Origin of the sequence: Caballeronia novacaledonica, assembly GCF_900258035.1 — a bacterium.
In the GTDB taxonomy this organism is placed as follows: Bacteria; Pseudomonadota; Gammaproteobacteria; order Burkholderiales; family Burkholderiaceae; genus Caballeronia; species Caballeronia novacaledonica.
The window spans coordinates 179285-197174 of the sequence record NZ_OGTP01000006.1 but is presented as its reverse complement, the minus strand read 5'-3'; the positions used below and the strand labels follow the sequence as shown (position 1 = coordinate 197174).

Genomic DNA, 17890 nt, shown 5'->3' with positions numbered 1-17890 from the left:
AGAGGGAAACCAGGCCGGACCAAGGCGCGCGCCTCAGTCCGATGAATCAAATCAATCCGTGCTGCTGGAGCTTCTTGCGTAAGGTGTTGCGGTTGATGCCGAGATATTCGGCCGCGAGCGATTGGTTTCCGCCCGCCTGCTCGAGCACCACTTCGAGCATCGGTTTTTCCACACACGAAATCACCATGTCGTACACGTCGTGCGGGTTGGAGCCGTCCAGGTCCTGGAAGTAGTTGTCGAGGCTCTGGCGGACGCATTGTTCGATGTTATGTCTGCTCATGCGGCAATCAGTCGGTCTGTCGTGTTGTTGTTCCCGCCGCACGATTCTTCCCCGTCCGCGTCTTCGGCGTCGCCGGCCTCGTCCACATAGACGAGGCGGTCCGACAACGCCTTTTGCGCGTCAAAGAATTCGTTTACGGCGAGCAATTGTTCTTTGGTCGTGTCCAGCGTATTCATCCGGTGCCGGAAGGTGCCGGCGCCGGAAAGGCCGCGAGTGTACCAGCCGATATGCTTGCGCGCAGTCCGTACGCCCGTGAATTCCCCATAAAAGGCGTAGTGATCTTCGAGGTGTTCGTTCATCACCTGCTGGATCTCGTCGATGCGCGGCGGCGGCAGGCGCTCGCCGGTCTTCAGAAAATGTTCGATCTCGCGGAACAGCCACGGACGCCCCTGCGCCGCGCGGCCGATCATGATGGCGTCGGCGCCGGTGGCGGCGAGCACGTCGCGCGCCTTTTCCGGGGTCGTGATGTCGCCGTTTGCGACGACGGGAATCCGCACCGACGCCTTCACGGCCGCGATGGTTTCGTACTCCGCGTCGCCCTTGTAGAGATCGGCGCGCGTGCGGCCGTGGACGGTGAGCATCGAAATGCCCGCTTCCTGCGCGATCCGCGCGATGGTCAGCGCGTTCTTGTTCTCGCGATTCCACCCCGTGCGAATCTTGAGCGTGACGGGCACGGCGTCCGGACCCACGCCGACCGCCTGCACCACCGCTTCCACGATGCGCGCGACGAGCGGCTCGTTCTGCAGCAGCGCCGATCCCGCCGCGACGTTGCACACCTTCTTCGCCGGGCAGCCCATGTTGATGTCGATGATCTGCGCGCCGTTCGCGACATTGTGACGCGCGGCTTCCGCGAGCATCTGCGGATCGGCGCCCGCGATCTGCACCGAGATCGGCTCGACCTCGCCCGCGTGGTTCGCGCGGCGCATGGTTTTTTCGCTTTTCCACAACTGCGCGTTCGACGCCACCATCTCCGACACCGCATAGCCCGCGCCCATGCGCTTGCAGAGCTGCCGGAACGGGCGGTCGGTGACGCCTGCCATCGGGGCGACGAACAGGTTATTGCGCAGGACGTGTGAACCGATGGTGGGCATGAAGGCTAAACGATCCGCGCGGATGATCTCGGCAAAAGCCGCGTCAGGCGGATGCAACGTTGCTGAAGGGGAAACAGCTATTTTAACGCGAAGAGCGTGCTGAATTTAAGAGCAATCGCGTGCAAGTCTTTAAATCTTCTATGAAAGGACGGGCGTTCATAGAGGATAAGTTCCGCCCCTTAACGCAGACGGTTGCGTTGTTTCGTGCCGGATCAGCGCCGCTGACCGAACATCATCTGCCGGGCGAGCGCGGATTTCACCGGCGGGAGGAACTCCAGCGCGGTAAGGGCGAGACCGCGCATCGCGGCGAGCGGCGGGAAATCGACCGTGAAGATGCGCGCGAGCGTATCGGTGGCGCCGATGGTCAGGCGCCGGTCGAGCGCGCGGCGTTGCGCGAAGCGGGCGAGCGCGAGCGGGCGCGGGCCGTCGGCGGACAGGGCGTCGGTGAGCGCGAGCGCGTCGCGCAAGCCGAGGTTCAGGCCCTGACCCGCGACAGGATGCAGCGTCTGAGCGGCATTGCCGATGGCGACCGTGCGCCGGTCGACGAGCACGTCGAGCGCGGTCAGCCCGAGCGGGAAGGCGGCGCGCCCCGCGATGCGCGTGAACCGGCCCATGCGCGTGCCGAACGCGGCGCCGAGTTCGGCGAGGAACGTGTCGTCGTCGAGCTGCATGCGGCGCGCGGCTTCGTCGGGCGTGCAGCACCAGACGAGCGAGTAGTCCGCGTGACGCGGGCCGCCGCACGGCAGAAGGGCGATCGGCCCTTCGCCGGTGAAGCGCTCCCACGCGACATTCGCGCGCGGGTCCGACACACTCACCGTGCCGACGATGGCCGTCTGCCCGTAATCCCGCGCGCGGCGCTCGCCGGGCGTGGTCGCGTCGCTCTTCTGATACAGACCGCCTTCGGCATTCACGAGCGCTTTGACGCGAATCGTGCGCTCGCCGTCCGACGATTGCAGCGGCAGCGTGACGCCGTCGTGATCCTGCAGCGGCGCGAGGGCGGAGGTATCGGTGAGCCAGTGGACGTGGGTCGCGCGCACGGCATCGGCGAGCGCGCCGACGAGCGAGCCGTAGCGCACCACGTAGCCCAGTTCGGGCAACTCGTGCTCGTCGTGCTCGATCAGCGTGCGGCCGAAGTGTCCGCGCTGCGACACGTGAATGCGGCGGATCGGCGTGGCGTCGCCGGGGAAGCCGAGCGGCTGGAGCATCACGCGGCTGCCGTGCGACAGCGCGAGCGCGCGCGGATCGCTGGCGGCGGCTTCGGGCGTGCGCGCGTCGATCAGCGCGATGGAAAGCCGCGATGTCGCGCTGCGCCGCGCAAGCCAGCCCGCGAGCGCGAGCCCGACCGGCCCGGCGCCGACGATGGCGATGTCGTAGTCGAAATGCGGCTCGATGCCTTGAACGTCGCTCATGATCAGTTTGCTTGTGAATCGCGCATCAGCGCTTCGATCTCGTCGGCGGCGACCGGCACCTCGCGCGTGATCAGCTCGCAGCCGCTTTGCGTGACGACGGCGTCGTCCTCGATGCGGATGCCGATGTTCCAGTATTTCTCCGGCACGTCCTCGGCGGCGCGCACGTAGAGGCCCGGCTCGACCGTAAGCGCCATGCCGGGCGCGAGCGTGCGCCACGGACGCGCGCCTTGCTCGTCGAGCGGCCCGTCGGGCTCGCGGTATTCGCCCGCGTCGTGCACGTCCATGCCGATCCAGTGCCCCGTGCGATGCATGTAGAAAGGCGCGTAGGCGCGTTGCGCGAGAACGTCGTCGACGCTGCCGAACTTCGTCTTGGCGATGATGCCGGTGTCGAGCAAACCTTGCGACAGCACTTTCAGCGCCGCCTGATGCGGAGCGTCGAAACTCACGCCTGCGCGCGTCGCATCGACGGCCGCGGCCTGGGCGGCAAGGACGATGTCGTAAAGCTCGCGCTGCGCGGGCGTGAAGCGGCCGCTCGCGGGGAAGGTGCGTGTGATGTCGGATGCGTAACCGTCGAATTCGCACGCGGCGTCGATGAGGATCAGGTCGCCGTCGCGGGCGATCGCGTTGCCCGCCGGGTAGTGCAGCACGCAGGCGTTCGCGCCCGCCGCGACGATCGATCCGTATGCCGGCGCCTGCGCGCCGTGTCGGCGGAATGTGTAGAGCAGTTCGGCTTCGATCTCGTACTCGCGCATGCCGGGACGCGTTGCGCGCATCGCCCGGCGGTGCGCTTCGGCCGAAATCGATGCCGCGCGGCGCATGATGGCGATTTCGTGCGCGTCTTTCACGAGGCGCATTTCATCGAGAATCGGCAGAAGATGCTCTGCGGCGGCGGGCGCGCGCACGCCGGTGCGGCTCTGCGCGCGCACGGCGGCGAGCCAGCCGCGCACTTGGGCATCGAGTTCCGCCGACGTGCCGAGCGCGTAGTGCAGCGCGGGTTTATCGGCGATCAGACGGGGCATTTCCTCGTCGAGCGCGTTGATGGGAAGCGCGGCATCGAAACCGAAGGCGTCGCGCGCGGCGTCCGGGCCGTAGCGAAAGCCTTCCCATGTTTCGCGTTCCACGTTCTTTTCGCGGCAAAAGAGAATCGACGCAGGCTCGCCTTCCTTCGCGCTCGCGTTCAGAACGAGCGTCGCTTCGGGTTCGTTGAAGCCCGTCAGATAGTAGAAGTAGCTGTCGTGACGGAAAGGGTAGTCCGTGTCGCGGTTGCGCATGACTTCCGGCGCAGTCGGCACGATGGCGACGCCGCCGCCTCGCGCACGCAGCGCGGCGAGCACGCGCTCGCGGCGGGCGCGGTAGATATCGACGGCAATGGGGCTGGCGAGTTCGGTCGGTGAGTTCATGCGCCGATTGTAGCGCCGGCTTCGCGATCAAGGCACTCGGCCGTTCGGCATAGGCTTTTCGCGATTTCGGCGCGCCATTCGTGCGAATCGTGCGATTCGTGCAATTTGCCTATGCCATTCGGCCGAATGGCTTCATCTGTGCCGCCGCCGCATACTTGTCTCGAAGTCGGCGCGGCTCATTCGCCGGCGGGACGATTGCGTACGCTGCCCGCGATGAGATCGAAGCGGAAAAGGCGGCATTCGAGCGCGCCATTGAAAAGCGGCGTCTTCGTTGATTCGCGCAGCCGCAAGAGGCCGGGCAGCTTGCGGTCGGACGTGAGCACGTACGCACGCCAGCCGGGAAAGCGCTGCTTGAGCGCATTGCCGAACGAAACGAAGAATTCCGTATCGGCCGGATCGGGTTGCGCGCGCGCGAAAGCGTCGTCGTCCTCGCGGCGGGAGCGCGCCGTGTCGCGAATCTCGCCGCGCGGACCGCGCCCGCGCACTTCGATGCGCTCGCCGTACGGCGGATTCGCGAGCAGGATGCCCGGCGCATCGGTTGGCGGGACCATGTTGCGGGCGTCGACCTGCTTGAGCGACAACTCGGTGATGCCCGCGCGGCTCAGGTTCGCGCGCGCCTTTTCGAGCATGTCGCCGGAGATGTCGCTGCCGAAGATGCTCAGTTCGGCTTGCGTGGCGCGCGCGGCGCGGCGTTGTTCGAGAGCGGCCGTCTTGAGCTTCTGCCACATGCCCGGGTGAAACGGCTTGAGCCTTTCGAAGCCGAAATGCCGGTCGTTGCCCGGGGCGATGTTGAGCGCCGTCTGCGCCGCTTCGGCGAGGAAGGTGCCGCTGCCGCACATCGGATCGAAGAGCGGCGTGCCGGGCGTCCAGCCGGTGAGGCGAAGGATGCCGGCCGCGAGATTTTCGCGCAACGGCGCGGCGCCTTTGTCCAGGCGCCAGCCGCGCTTGAAGAGCGGTTCGCCGGAAGTGTCGAGGTAGAGCGTGCACTCGTTCACCGTGAGGAACGCGAACACGCGGACGTCGGGCTGCGCGGTATCGATGCTCGGACGCGCGCCGGCGACGTCACGCAGGCGGTCGCAGACGGCGTCCTTCACGCGCAGCGTCGTGAATTCGAGGCTCTTCACCGGCGATTTGATCGCGGTGAGGTCGACGCGCATCGTCTGGCTGGGCGTGAACCATTGCTCCCAGCGTTGCTGATGCGTCAGTTCGTAGATGTCGTGTTCGTTGCGATACGGGCCTTGCGCGACTTTCAGGAGCACGCGGCTCGCGATGCGCGAATGCAGGTTCGCCGCCATGCCCGCGACCCATCCGCCCCGGAAATGCACGCCGCCGGGCACTTGCGCGCCGACGATCAGCGATCCGCCGCCCGACAGCGGCGCGCTCGCCACATGACGCTCTCCGATCTCCGAAAGCTCGGCGGCGAGCGGCGCTTCGAGACCGCGCGGGCAGGGGACAAACCAGTCGAAGAGTGGGGAGGACATGTGGTGCTTTGCAGGACGTTTAAAGGCGGTATTGTACGCGCGTGCTTCAACGGCCCCGGCGTCACAAACAACCCCGCACATTTGCAAGGGCGGCGAAAACGAACAGTCGGCCGCTCGTTTCCACACAGCCGAATTCGGAAAGATCGCCTGTTGTCAGGTCAGTCTGATCTCCAAAGTTTGATGTGGCGAACCCGCCAGCCAAAGGAGATTCCATGCCGAACGTGTACGTTGAACCACTTCCGAAGCATCGCGAGGGGGCAATCGAAGGCTACGCACTCGAACTCTCAGCCGTGCAACGACTGACCACCGTTATCTACAAGACACAAGCCGATGCGATAAATGCCGCGCGCGCCAACGGCTATAAACCGCTGGTCGCGCGCGTGAGAAAGACGGACAAGGGCAATCCCGATCACTGGCGCTCGGCAGATTGATTCAACGCCACTTGTCCCGGCAGCCGCGCCGGTTATCGAACGAGGCGCGGCTGCTGGACAGGACTCGGCTTCACTCCACCGCCTTCATCATCTCCTCCACCACCTTCTTCGCGTCCCCGAACACCATCATCGTCTTGTCCATATAGAACAATTCGTTGTCGAGACCGGCGTAGCCCGCCGCCATCGACCGCTTGTTCACGATGATCGTCCGTGCCTTGTACGCTTCGAGAATCGGCATCCCGGCGATCGGCGATTTCGGATCGGTCTTCGCGGCCGGGTTCACCACGTCGTTCGCGCCGAGCACCAACACCACGTCCGTCTGACCGAACTCGCTGTTGATGTCCTCCATCTCCTGCACCATCTCGTAAGGCACTTCGGCTTCGGCGAGCAGCACGTTCATGTGCCCAGGCATCCGCCCCGCGACCGGGTGAATCGCGTACCGCACATCGATGCCTTTCTCCACGAGCTTGTCCGTCAGTTCCTTCAACGCGTGCTGCGCGCGCGCCACGGCCAGCCCGTAACCCGGCACGATCACCACGCTTTCCGCATTGCCGAGCATGAACGCGGCGTCATCCGCAGAACCGGATTTGACCGGACGTTGCTCCGTCGAACCGCCCGCGGCCGCACCGCCCGCTTCGCCGCCGAAACCGCCGAGAATCACGTTGAAGAACGAGCGATTCATCGCCTTGCACATGATGTACGAGAGAATCGCGCCCGACGAACCCACGAGCGAACCCGCGATGATCAGCATCGGATTGTTCAGCGAGAAGCCGATGCCCGCCGCCGCCCAGCCCGAGTACGAGTTCAGCATCGACACGACCACCGGCATGTCCGCGCCGCCGATCGGAATGATGATCAGCACGCCCAGTGCGAACGCGATGATCGTCATGATGATGAACGGCAGCCACGATTCGGTGAGCATGAAGATCACGCCGAAGCCGACCATCGCGATGGCGAGCAGCAAGTTGATCAGATGCTGCCCCGAATACACGACCGGCGCGCCCTGAAACAGCCGGAACTTGTACTTGCCCGACAGTTTCCCGAACGCGATGACCGAACCCGAGAACGTGATCGCGCCGACGAACGTGCCGATGAACAACTCGACACGATTGCCGTACGGAATCGGCTCGCCGAGCGGCGCGAGACCGAATGCCGCAGGTTCGGCCACGACGCCGTACGCGATACACACGGCCGCGAGACCGATCAGCGAGTGCATCGCCGCGACGAGTTCGGGCATCTTCGTCATTTCGACTTTCGCGGCGATGTACGCACCCGCGCCGCCGCCGATAATCAGCGCGACGAACAGCAGCGATAGCCCGAGCGCGAGATTCGCTTCGAGATACGCGGCCTGCTTCACGATCAGCGCGAGCGTGGTGAGAATGGCGATCGCCATGCCCGCCATGCCGAACGTGTTGCCGATGCGCGCGGTCTTCGGATTGGACAAGCCCTTCAGCGCCTGGATGAAACACACCGAGGCGATGAGATACAGGAGAGTGACGACATTCAAGCTCATTTACGCGCCCTCCTTGTGCGTGATCTTCTTGGGCTCTTTCTTCTTGAACATCTCGAGCATTCGCCGTGTGACGAGAAAGCCGCCGAACACGTTCACCGCCGCGAGCAGCACGGCGAGCGTGCCGAAGAACTTGCCCGCCGCGCCGACCGTGAGGCCGACCGCGAGCATCGCGCCGACGATGACGATCGCCGAAATTGCATTGGTCACGGCCATGAGCGGCGTATGCAGCGCAGGCGTGACGTTCCACACGACGTGATAGCCGACATAAATGGCCAGCACGAAGATGATGAGATTGATCACCGTGTGATTGATGACATCCATGTGCGTCTCCGTATCGGCGTCAGGCGGCCGGACGCGTGACTTGTCCGTCGCGGCACTGGAGCGTGGCCGCGACGATGTCGTCCGCGAGGTCGATGTTGAGGGTGCCTTCCTTGGTGATGACGAGCTTCAGGAAGTCCAGAAGATTGCGGGCGTAGAGCGCGGAGGCATCGGCGCCGACCATCGAAGCGAGATTCGTATGGCCGACGATATGCACGCCGTGCTTCATCACCACCTGATCGACTTCGGTGAGCGGGCAGTTGCCGCCTTTCTTGCCTTCGAACTCGGGACCGCGACCGGCGGCGAGATCGACGATCACGGAGCCCGGCTTCATGTGCTTGACCGTTTCCACCGAGATCAGCGTCGGCGCGGGACGCCCGGGAATCAGCGCCGTCGAGATGACGATATCCGCCGCCTTCGCACGTTCGTGAACCTGCGCCGCTTGCCGCGCGAGCCAGCTTGCGGGCATCGGACGCGCGTAGCCGCCCACGCCCACCGCCGCCTCGCGTTCCTCGTCGGTTTCGAACGGCACGTCGACGAACTTCCCGCCGAGCGATTCGATCTGCTCCCGCACGGCCGGACGCACGTCGGACGCTTCGACGACCGCGCCGAGACGCTTGGCCGTCGCGATCGCCTGCAAACCCGCGACGCCCGCGCCGAGCACCAGCACGCGCGCGGCTTTCACGGTGCCGGCGGCGGTCATCAGCATCGGCATGAAGCGCTGGTAATACTGGCAGGCCATGAGCACCGCCTTGTATCCGGCGATGTTCGCCTGCGACGACAGCACATCCAGACTTTGAGCGCGCGTGGTGCGCGGCGCGGCTTCGAGCGCGAACGCGGTGACGCCCGTGCCGGCGAGCCGCGCGGTATTTTCAGTGTTGAAGGGATCGAGCATGCCGATGAGCACGGCGCCCGGTTTGAGCATCGCCAGTTCGCTTTCGCTCGGCGATTGCACCTTGAGGACGATTTCGGCGGAAAAGGCCGTCGCCACATCGACGAGATCCGCGCCCGCTTGCGCGAAGGCGTCGTCGATATAGCTTGCCGGCAAGCCCGCGCCGCTCTGGACAGAAACGCGATGTCCTTGCGTGACGAGTTTTTTGACCGTTTCGGGCGTAGCGGCGACACGCGCCTCGTTCGCCCGCGTTTCAGCAGGCACTCCGATGTGCATCTTCAAATCCTCCTGTCTTTGTTGCCTCTTTCGCCCTGGGGAAGGCTTAGGAAGGCTTAAGGCTGAGTTTTTATTTCAAATGCTGGAACTTACGGCTATCGCAACTGTAACCGAAGAATGCGCGCGCAAGAATTCGATCCGGCACTTGTTTCATCCGCCCAACTCAGCGCTTACCCTTAGGAGGCGTCGCGCGGGATCGTCGTCGGGACGGTAAAATATCTCACCATGAAATCAGACACTTGGGCCCCCCACGTTACGGTGGCGGCAATCGTCGAGCGGGACGGAAAATTTCTCGTCATCGAAGAGCACACGGCCGCAGGGCTGCGAATAAACCAACCGGCCGGTCATCTCGAAGCGGGCGAAACGCTCGTCGAAGCGGTGATCCGCGAGACACTCGAAGAAACGGCGCACCGCTTCGAGCCCGAGGCGCTCGTCGGCGCTTATATGACGCACTTCGCCGGGCCGGGGCGCGACGTCACGTATCTGCGGTTCACGTTCTGCGGCAAGTCCTTGGGCGAAGAGGCCGGCCGTGCTCTCGATGAAGGCATCGTGCGCGCGATGTGGCTCGGCCCCGACGAGTTGCGGGCATGCGTGGAGCGGCATCGGACGCCGCTCGTGATGAAGTGTGTCGACGACTATTTATCCGGGCGGCGCGTGCCGCTCGATTTCATTCATACGCATTCGGTCGCGCCGGCGGTGCGGGCGTGATATCCCTATGAGCAAGCGAAAAGTGGTGGTGGGCATGTCGGGCGGCGTGGATTCGTCCGTGACGGCATGGCTTCTGAAGGAACAAGGCTACGACGTCGTCGGCCTCTTCATGAAGAACTGGGAAGACGACGACGACGGCGAGTACTGCTCGACCCGTCAGGACTGGATCGACGTGGTGTCGGTCGCGGATCTGATCGGCATCGATGTCGAGGCGGTCAACTTCGCCGCCGAGTACAAGGACCGCGTGTTCGCGGAGTTCCTGCGCGAATGTTCGGCCGGCCGCACGCCGAATCCGGACGTCCTCTGCAACGCCGAAATCAAGTTCAAGGCGTTCCTCGATCACGCGATGTCGCTCGGCGCGCAAACCATCGCGACGGGCCATTACGCGCGCGTGCGCGAGCAAAACGGGCTGTTCCAGCTACTCAAAGCCACCGATTCGACCAAGGATCAGTCGTACTTTTTGCATCGGCTGAATCAGGCGCAACTTTCGAAGACGCTGTTTCCGCTCGGCGAAATTCCGAAGACGAAAGTGCGCGAGATCGCCGCGCAGATCGGCCTGCCGAACGCGAAGAAGAAGGATTCGACCGGCATCTGTTTCATCGGCGAGCGGCCGTTCCGCGAATTCCTGAACCGCTATCTGCCGACCAAGCCCGGTCCGATGAAGACGGCCGAAGGGAAGATCGTCGGCGAACATATCGGGCTCGCGTTCTACACGTTCGGGCAGCGCAAGGGCATCGGCATCGGCGGCGCGAAGGATGGCAGCGGCGAGCCGTGGTTCGTCGCCGGCAAAGACATGGCGACGAACACGCTCTACGTCGTGCAGGGTCACGATCACCCGTGGCTGCTGTCGCCGACGCTCGTCGCGGGCAACACGAGCTGGGTCGCGGGCTTTGCGCCCGCAGAAGACGCGGCGTGCGGCGCCAAGACGCGCTATCGGCAGCAGGACGCGGCGTGCCGCTTCTCGAACGCGGACGGCGGCCGCTTCGCCCTCCATTTCGACGACGCGCAATGGGCCGTCACGCCGGGTCAATCGGCGGTGCTGTATCAGGGCGATGTATGTCTGGGCGGCGGCATCATCGAGCATGCGGCGGCGGGGCAGGAGTCGACGCAAACCGCGACGCTTTCCGTGGCGCGTTAGCGATTTCGTGGCAAGCCCCGACCTCCGTCGGGGCTTGCCACTTTCTATCGGTCCGATAAAAACTTTTTTGATACAAGCGCTTGACGGTCTATCTAGTGATAGATAAATTACGCACATCGACTGCAGGGGCAATGACACGAATGGACAAGAACACGGTACGGGAAGCGCTGCTGGATCACGCGCAGACCTTGTTGATGACGCGTGGCTACAACGGATTCAGCTACCGCGACTTGTCCGAACTGGTCGGCGTGAAGACTTCCAGCATCCACTACTACTTCCCGACCAAGGAAGATCTGGCGCTCGAAGCCGTGAACGCCTACAGCGCGGATGTGATGTCGTCGATCTACGCGATCGACAGTTCCGCCCCGGCCGACAAGAAACTCGATCGCTACACGAAGCTGTTTGCACGAATCATCGGCGGTGGCGACCAGATTTGCCTGTGCGGCATGCTCGCGGCGGACATCGAATCGTTGCCGGAAAAGGTGCGGCACGCTGTCCAGTCGTTCTACAAGGCTAACGAGAACTGGCTGGCGAAAGTGCTCGCCGAAGGCGAAGCGCAGGACACGCTCGACGCCGGTGGAAAACCCGAGGCCGCGGCGCGCACTTTGTACGCAGCGTTTCAGGGAAGCTTGCTTGCGTGCCGCCTGTTTCAGACGCGCACGCGGCTCGAAGAAGTCGCGGATGCGGTCCGGCGGTAGATAAGGCTGTGGATAACCTTGTGAAAAACAAGTGAATTCACGGTTGATTATCTATCGTTGAGTAGATAGATTTTGGTTGGATAAGGCAGTTTTCTGAGCGGCGCGGTGGTTTCGTCGGTTTATATGGCGAGATGCCGAGCATTTCGGGAAGAAAGCGCCCGTATCGGACTTCATCGGGTCCTACTGCCGTTCAAAATCTATCTAGTAGTAGATGTAGATTCGAATTTGGCGTTGTTTTGTTTCACCTCCCGTTCCGCCGCTGCCGACAAAACAACGGCTCAACCGAACCCAAGAAGGAATGCATCATGACAAAGCTCAAGGCCGCGCTCATCGCCACTGCCGTTGCAACTGCCGTGCTGACGCAATCCGCCGCGCATGCGCAATCCGCCGCGCCCGTACTCGAACCGGCGACGCAGCATTTCATCGATACGCTCGCCGCGAGCAAAGCGCCGCCGATCTACACGCTCTCGCCCGCCGACGCGCGCAACGTGCTCGCCGGCGCACAGGCGCAGCCGGTGAAAAAACAGGTGGCGAAAATCGAAGATCGCGTGATCCAGGCCGGCCCGACCGGCAAGATCGCGCTGCGCATCGTGCGGCCCGAGCACGCAAACGGCCCGCTGCCGGTCGTCATGTACTTCCACGGCGGCGGCTGGGTGCTCGGCGACAAAAACACGCATGACCGCCTCGTGCGCGAGATCGCGAATGGCGCGCAGGCGGAAGTCGTGTTCGTCGACTACGACCGCTCGCCGGAAACGAAGTATCCGGTGCCGATCGAACAGGCCTACGCTGCGACGCGCTACGTCGCGGATCACGCGCGCGAATTCAACGTCGATGCATCGCGCATGGCCGTCGCGGGCGATAGCGTCGGCGGGAACATGGTGGCGGCCGTCACGCTGCTCGCGAAGGAACGCGGCGGTCCGAAGCTGCGCGCGCAAGTGTTGTTCTACCCGGTGACCGACGCGAATTTCGACGACGCCTCGTACAACCAGTTCGCGAACGGCCCGTGGCTCACCCGCGACGCGATGAAATGGTTCTGGGACGCCTACGCGCCGAACGCCGCGGACCGCGAGAAGATCACGGCATCGCCGTTGCGCGCGAGCCTCGACGAATTGAAGGGATTGCCGCCGGCGCTCGTCATCACCGACGAAAACGATGTGCTGCGTGACGAAGGCGAGGCGTACGCGCGCAAGCTGACGCAAGCGGGCGTGCCGGTGACGTCGGCGCGCTACAACGGCACGATCCACGACTTCGTGATGCTCAACGCACTCGCCGAAACGCCCGCCACGCGCGCGGCGATCGCTCAGGCGAACGCGACATTGAAAGCCGCGCTGAAGAAGTAAGCGCTTCGGCGCCGGGAATCAGTCCGGCGCCGTATCGACGAAAGACGGGCGCTGCGAAATGCGCGCGTAGTACTTGTCGAGATTGGGATGCGCGTCGCGCCAGTTCAGATCGGGCATGCGGAAGTCGAGATAGCCGAGCGCGCATCCGCAGGCGATATCCGCGAGCGTGAAGCGGTTCGCCGAGCACCATTGCCTGGCGTCGAGACCGCGCGACATCGCGTGCAGACCGTCTTCGATCTTGTGACGCTGACGCGCCAGCCACTTTTCATTGCGATGCGCTTCCTCGCGCAACACGCCTTCGAGCCGGATCAGCACGGCGGCGTCGAGCATGCCGTCGGCGAGCGCTTCCCAGCAACGCACTTCGGTGCGCTCGCGGCGCTCCTGCGGCAGCAGCTTGCCGACCGGCGTGAGCGTGTCCACGTACTCGCAGATCACGCGCGAATCGAACACCGCTTCGCCGTCGTCCAGGATGAGGCACGGCACCTTGCCGAGCGGGTTGTAGTCGTGGATCTTGGAATCGGATGCCCAGACGTCCTCGAGCACCAGTTCGCAATCGATCTTCTTTTCCGCCATGACAATCCGCACTTTGCGGACGAACGGGCTGGGATGCGAACCGATCAGTTTCATCATCTAATTTTCACAATTGATCCGAATACGGGCGACGACGATCTTAACCGGCGCGCGCGAACCATCGGCAAATTAGAGGCGGCTTCCGTTTTCGATGTCGTCTGCCGACAACATGAGCACGCCCGGACGACGCCGGGCAAGGGGCAAATCATTGCGCGCTGGCAGTCGTCGCGGCGCTCGCGGACGGACACGGCAGAACCGGCGCGGTCGCGGGCTTCGCGTTCGCGCCGCCTTTGCTTTTCGCCGACGCTGCCGGCCCGGCCGCCGTCGACGGAAGCGCGCTCAGGCTCCGCACGCCCGCGGAAATCGCGGAGGCGAGCGCGTCGACCGCCTTGCGATGACCGTCGACGAGCGCGTCGTAACCCGCGTCCACGCGTTCCTGCGCGACGGTCCGGCACGTCAGCACCGTGTCCGAGCCGGCGGCGCGCACGCTCCACACGGCGTCGAGCACGGCCTGCGAGCCCGGCCACGATTCGAAGCGCTGCACGTTCACCTTCACGCGATACACCGGCACCGACTCGGGATGCGGCGTGCCGTAGACATCGATCGCGCCGAGCTGCTGCGTGAGATCGGCGGAGAGCGCGCGCCGCACTTCGTCGCCGGGCAGCGACGCCCAGCGCTCGTCTTCGAGCACGCGCACCTGCGCGGGACTCGTCTGCACCACCAACTGATTCTTCGCGACCTGCTGCGGCACATCGACGGGCGCGAGCTCGAAATAGAACGACGCCTGCGTGGACGGCACGGCCCGCGCGTCGCCGCCGCCGAGCGTGTAGAAACGGCTCGCCGGCGAAGCGCAGGCGGCGAGCATCGCCGACGCGCTCAAGGTCAACATCAACGAGCCGAACTTCATGGTTTGTCTCCCGATTTTCCGCGCAAGAGCGATTCCGGATGGCGCTCCAGATAATCCGCGAGCGAGTTGAGCGATTGCAGCGTGCGCGTGAGTTCCTGCAGCGCCTGATGCACGTCCGACTGAAGCGGCGAGTCCGATTGCAGCGTCGATTGCGCCTGGCCGAACGTCTTCTTCGCCTGCGTGAGCGTGTCGCGCATTTCCGGCAGGACCTCCTTGTCGAGCCGGTCGAAGAGCGCATTCGCGTTCTTGAGCGATCCGTTCAGATTCGTGCCGATCTGGTCGAACGGAATCTTGTCGATCTTGCGCGCGATGTCGGCGATCTGCAGTTGCAGTTCGTCGAGCGTGTTCGGCACGGTCGGCAGTTCGAGCGGATCGTTGGCGACGCTGACCTTCGCGGGCGGCGCCTTCGGGAAGAAGTCGAGCGCGATATACAACTGGCTCGTCAGCAGATTGCCGGTGCGCAACTGTCCGCGCAGCCCGCGATTCACGAGCAGTTGCAGCATGTCCTGACTCGCCGTCGAACCCTGTTCCGGCAGCGCCTGCTTCGCGCGCCGGCCGAGACGGTCGGGATAGAGATCGATCGTCACCGGCATCATGAACGAATGCGATTTCGTATCGTATTGCACGCCGATGCCCGTCACCTGACCGAGCACGATGCCGCGGAAATCGACCGGCGCGCCGACCGACAGCCCGCGCAGCGACTGGTTGAAGTTCATCACGACGTGAACGGCCTGACCGTCGGGATCGCGCATCGCGTCGGCCTGATCGCCGGCGAGACGGAACGTGGTGTTGTTCTGCGCCTGCGGACCGGATTGCTGGCTCGGCGGCGTCTGGAACGCGATGCCGCCCAGCACGACCGTCGCGAGCGATTGCGTGTTGAGCGTGAAGCCGCTCGAGTCGAGCCGCAGATCGACGCCGCTCGCATGCCACCAGCGCGAGTTGCTGCCGACGTACTGATCGTAGGGCGCGGTGACGAACACCTGCAGCGTGACGCCGGTTCCGTCCTTGTCGAGCGAGAACGCGACGACCTGCCCGACCTGCACGCGGCGATAGTAGACCGGCGAGCCGATATCGAGCGAACCGAGCGACTCGCCGTGCAGCGTGAAGGTGTGGCCCTTCTGATCGCCGGTGACGGCGGGCGGCGTTTCGAGACCGACGAAGTACGTCTGATCGTCCGTCGATTTTCCGGCATCGACGCCGATATAGGCGCCCGACAACAGCGTCGACAGACCGGTCACGCCGCTTGCCGCGACGCGCGGGCGCACGACCCAGAAGCGCGTGTCCTTCACGGCGAAATCGGTGGCTTCCTTGGTGAGCTGCACATCGACGAGCACGCGCGAATGATCCTTCGACAGCGTGATGCTCTTGACCGTGCCGATATCGACATCCTTGAACTTCACCTTCGTCTTGCCCGGTTCGAGGCCTTCCGCGCTCACGAAGCTGATCGTGACGGTCGGTCCGCGGCTCGACACCGTCTTCACGACGAGAATCACGCCGATCAGCGCCGCAACGAGCGGAATGACCCACACGAGCGAAGGCAGCCAGCGGCTGCGCGGCTCGATCACGGGCTCGGGCAGATTCGGCGGCAGGCCGCCGCCTTTGCCTTTGTCGCCGTTGCCCCGGTTGTCTGTCGGCGGCGCCGGCTGCTTCGGGTCGTTCGGACCTTGGGCACTAGTCATATTTCTTTCCTGACGGTTCGATGTTGTCCCACATGAGGCGCGGGTCGAATTGCATGGAGGCGATCATCGTCAGCACGACGACCGACGCGAACGCGAGCGCGCCCGGCCCCGGCGTGATGACAGCGAGCGACTTGAAGCGCACGAGCGCGATGGTGAGCGTGATGACGAAAACGTCGAGCATCGACCATCGGCCGATGCCTTCGACGATGCGAAAGAGCGTCGTGCGCTGACGCGGCCGCCACGTGGAGCGCCGCTGCACGCTGATGGTGAGAAAGCCGAGCGTGACGAGCTTCAGCATCGGCACGAGAATGCTGGCGATGAAAATCACCGCGGCGAGCGGATAGTCGCCGTCGTTCCAGAAGAGCGCGACGCCGCTCATGATGGTGTCGTCCTCGGAACCGAGAATCGACGACGTGTGCATGATCGGAAAGAGATTCGCCGGAATATAAAGAATCGCGGCGCTGATGAGCAGCGCCCAGGTGCGCGCGATGCTGTCCGGATGACGCCGGTGCACGGCCGCGTCGCAGCGCGTGCAGCGTTGCTTCTCGACGGTGCGCGCGAGCGGTTGCACGAGCCCGCACGCATGGCACGACACGACGTTCGCGCGCGACGCCGTGGTGTAGTACGTCTCGCTGGCTTGCTCGCCCGTTCCGGGATCGATCGGATCGTTCACGTTTTCTGCCTCGCTTCGGAAGGGATGCGCTTGCGGCCGTTCGCCGGCTTGGTCGCGCCGCGCGGGCCGAGCGTGCTCGCGATGTCCCACAGCGCGCGCGGATCGAAACTCACGACGACCGCGAACATGAGCGTCAGCGCGCCGAACGCGAAGAGCGCCGCTTCGGGAATCACGCGCGCGATGCTGACCATCTTCACGAGCGTGACGAGCACGCCGAGCATGAAGACTTCGATCATCCCCCACGGACGCACGAACTGAATGCCGCGCAGCAGCGCGTTGAAGCCCGGCGGCACGTAGCCCGAGCGCAGCGGAAGCAGCACATAGAGCAGCGCGAGCAACTCGCACAACGGAAAGAGAATGGTCGAGCAGAAGACGAGCACCGCCATGATTTCCATTTGCTCGTTCCACAGCGCGACGATCGCGCCGATGAGCGTGGTCTGCGAGGTAAGCCCGTTCGCATCCAGTTCGACGATGGGAAAGCCCTGCGCGATCACGAACGTGACGAGCGCCGCGAGCGTCATTGCGCAGATTTTGTCGAGGTTCGACGAGATGCTGCGATAGAGCAGCGATCCGCAGCGCGGACACTTCGCCGAAGTGCGCCGAGGCAGCGCACATTTGTTGAACAGCGCGTCGCATTCGTGACACGCGATGAGATCATCCGGTTCGTTCGCGTTCATGGTCGAGGCCCGAGACGTGTCGAGCATGTTTGTCGGGCGCCGCGAGGACCGGCTCCGACGGAGCTTAGCAAACAGTGGGCCAGCACAAAAAGTAACAGCATGGTATCAAATGGCGACTCGCTGTCGGATTGGGCAGGATGCGTGGCGTGCGCGGAATTAAATCGCGGGTCCGCTCGTTATTACTTCAATGCCGGAATCCGTCGCGGGCCGCGCCGCTTGTTCGCGTTTTCATCGACCGTTGCACGCATGGAATAGTTCGTTGCATGCGCGGCATACGAAGGCCCGAAAACATCGCTTGAAAGCCCGCAAAGCCGCGCCGGCACTGGCTCTTCGGGTTCTGCGCGGGCGTCTTTGCGCGTACTGGCAATTCGTTATCGTTGATGTAGCATGGCGGCCTTGAATGCTCGTC

Annotated in this window: 18 protein-coding genes; 5 read left to right on the top strand and 13 right to left on the bottom strand. The window is 64.1% G+C overall.

The window, feature by feature from the left end; translation table 11 throughout:
- Positions 1–46: 46 nt before the first annotated feature.
- The 5 genes from NOV72_RS11870 to NOV72_RS11850 form a co-directional block, all read right to left on the bottom strand.
- Positions 47–280, bottom strand: a complete 234-nt coding sequence (locus tag NOV72_RS11870) for a Fis family transcriptional regulator (protein WP_008351548.1) — start codon at positions 278–280, stop codon at positions 47–49.
- Positions 277–1371: a tRNA dihydrouridine synthase DusB gene (dusB, locus tag NOV72_RS11865; protein WP_106854773.1), complete on the bottom strand. Its 1095-nt coding sequence runs from the start codon at positions 1369–1371 to the stop codon at positions 277–279. Before dusB ends, NOV72_RS11870 begins: the two co-directional genes overlap by 4 nt.
- A gap of 212 nt (positions 1372–1583) precedes the next feature.
- Positions 1584–2780 carry a UbiH/UbiF/VisC/COQ6 family ubiquinone biosynthesis hydroxylase gene (locus NOV72_RS11860; protein ID WP_106854772.1) on the bottom strand — a complete coding sequence of 399 codons (1197 nt, stop codon included), beginning with the start codon at positions 2778–2780 and terminating at the stop codon, positions 1584–1586.
- 2 nt (positions 2781–2782) lie between these two features.
- Positions 2783–4180, bottom strand: a complete 1398-nt coding sequence (locus NOV72_RS11855; protein WP_106854771.1) for an aminopeptidase P N-terminal domain-containing protein — start codon at positions 4178–4180, stop codon at positions 2783–2785.
- A gap of 176 nt (positions 4181–4356) precedes the next feature.
- Complete coding sequence (locus tag NOV72_RS11850; RefSeq protein ID WP_106854770.1) at positions 4357–5661, bottom strand: THUMP domain-containing class I SAM-dependent RNA methyltransferase; 1305 nt, start codon at positions 5659–5661, stop codon at positions 4357–4359.
- 212 nt (positions 5662–5873) lie between these two features.
- On the opposite strand from NOV72_RS11850, the gene NOV72_RS11845 reads away from it, so the two are divergent.
- Entirely contained in the window at positions 5874–6092 is a 219-nt protein-coding gene (locus NOV72_RS11845) for a hypothetical protein (RefSeq protein ID WP_106854769.1), read from the top strand.
- A 70-nt stretch (positions 6093–6162) separates the two neighbouring features.
- On the opposite strand, the gene NOV72_RS11840 is transcribed toward NOV72_RS11845, so the two are convergent.
- From NOV72_RS11840 to NOV72_RS11830, 3 genes are read right to left on the bottom strand one after another with little or no spacing between them, the layout of a single operon-like run.
- On the bottom strand, positions 6163–7605 hold the full coding sequence (locus tag NOV72_RS11840; protein ID WP_106854768.1) for an NAD(P)(+) transhydrogenase (Re/Si-specific) subunit beta: 1443 nt from the start codon (positions 7603–7605) through the stop codon (positions 6163–6165).
- Complete coding sequence (locus tag NOV72_RS11835) at positions 7606–7926, bottom strand: NAD(P) transhydrogenase subunit alpha part 2 (RefSeq protein WP_106854767.1); 321 nt, start codon at positions 7924–7926, stop codon at positions 7606–7608. It abuts the gene before it with no gap.
- Between the two features lie 19 nt (positions 7927–7945).
- Complete coding sequence (locus NOV72_RS11830; protein ID WP_106854766.1) at positions 7946–9091, bottom strand: Re/Si-specific NAD(P)(+) transhydrogenase subunit alpha; 1146 nt, start codon at positions 9089–9091, stop codon at positions 7946–7948.
- Positions 9092–9316: 225 nt separating this feature from the next.
- Between NOV72_RS11830 and NOV72_RS11825 the strand changes: the two genes are divergently transcribed.
- The 4 genes from NOV72_RS11825 to NOV72_RS11810 all read left to right on the top strand — a co-directional run bounded on the left by NOV72_RS11825 (position 9317) and on the right by NOV72_RS11810 (position 12975).
- Positions 9317–9799: an NUDIX hydrolase gene (locus NOV72_RS11825; protein ID WP_181291009.1), complete on the top strand. Its 483-nt coding sequence runs from the start codon at positions 9317–9319 to the stop codon at positions 9797–9799.
- Between the two features lie 7 nt (positions 9800–9806).
- Positions 9807–10937, top strand: a complete 1131-nt coding sequence (gene mnmA / locus NOV72_RS11820; protein ID WP_106854764.1) for a tRNA 2-thiouridine(34) synthase MnmA — start codon at positions 9807–9809, stop codon at positions 10935–10937.
- Positions 10938–11077: 140 nt separating this feature from the next.
- The gene (locus NOV72_RS11815; protein ID WP_106854763.1) at positions 11078–11635 is read left to right on the top strand and encodes a TetR/AcrR family transcriptional regulator; all 558 of its coding nucleotides are present in this window, start codon (positions 11078–11080) and stop codon (positions 11633–11635) included.
- A gap of 305 nt (positions 11636–11940) precedes the next feature.
- The gene (locus tag NOV72_RS11810; protein ID WP_106854871.1) at positions 11941–12975 is read left to right on the top strand and encodes an alpha/beta hydrolase; all 1035 of its coding nucleotides are present in this window, start codon (positions 11941–11943) and stop codon (positions 12973–12975) included.
- Positions 12976–12993: 18 nt separating this feature from the next.
- On the opposite strand, the gene NOV72_RS11805 is transcribed toward NOV72_RS11810, so the two are convergent.
- The 5 genes from NOV72_RS11805 to NOV72_RS11785 form a co-directional block, all read right to left on the bottom strand.
- A complete protein-coding gene (locus NOV72_RS11805) occupies positions 12994–13605 on the bottom strand; it encodes a glutathione S-transferase N-terminal domain-containing protein (protein WP_181291007.1) in 612 nt (203 codons plus the stop codon).
- A gap of 145 nt (positions 13606–13750) precedes the next feature.
- Complete coding sequence (locus NOV72_RS11800) at positions 13751–14452, bottom strand: PqiC family protein (protein WP_106854762.1); 702 nt, start codon at positions 14450–14452, stop codon at positions 13751–13753.
- Positions 14449–16131: a PqiB family protein gene (locus tag NOV72_RS11795; RefSeq protein WP_106854761.1), complete on the bottom strand. Its 1683-nt coding sequence runs from the start codon at positions 16129–16131 to the stop codon at positions 14449–14451. The genes NOV72_RS11800 and NOV72_RS11795 overlap by 4 nt, the downstream gene beginning before the upstream one ends.
- A complete protein-coding gene (locus NOV72_RS11790) occupies positions 16124–16804 on the bottom strand; it encodes a paraquat-inducible protein A (RefSeq protein ID WP_106854760.1) in 681 nt (226 codons plus the stop codon). Before NOV72_RS11790 ends, NOV72_RS11795 begins: the two co-directional genes overlap by 8 nt.
- The gene (locus NOV72_RS11785) at positions 16801–17481 is read right to left on the bottom strand and encodes a paraquat-inducible protein A (protein WP_106854759.1); all 681 of its coding nucleotides are present in this window, start codon (positions 17479–17481) and stop codon (positions 16801–16803) included. The genes NOV72_RS11790 and NOV72_RS11785 overlap by 4 nt, the downstream gene beginning before the upstream one ends.
- Between the last annotated feature and the right edge of the window lie 409 nt (positions 17482–17890).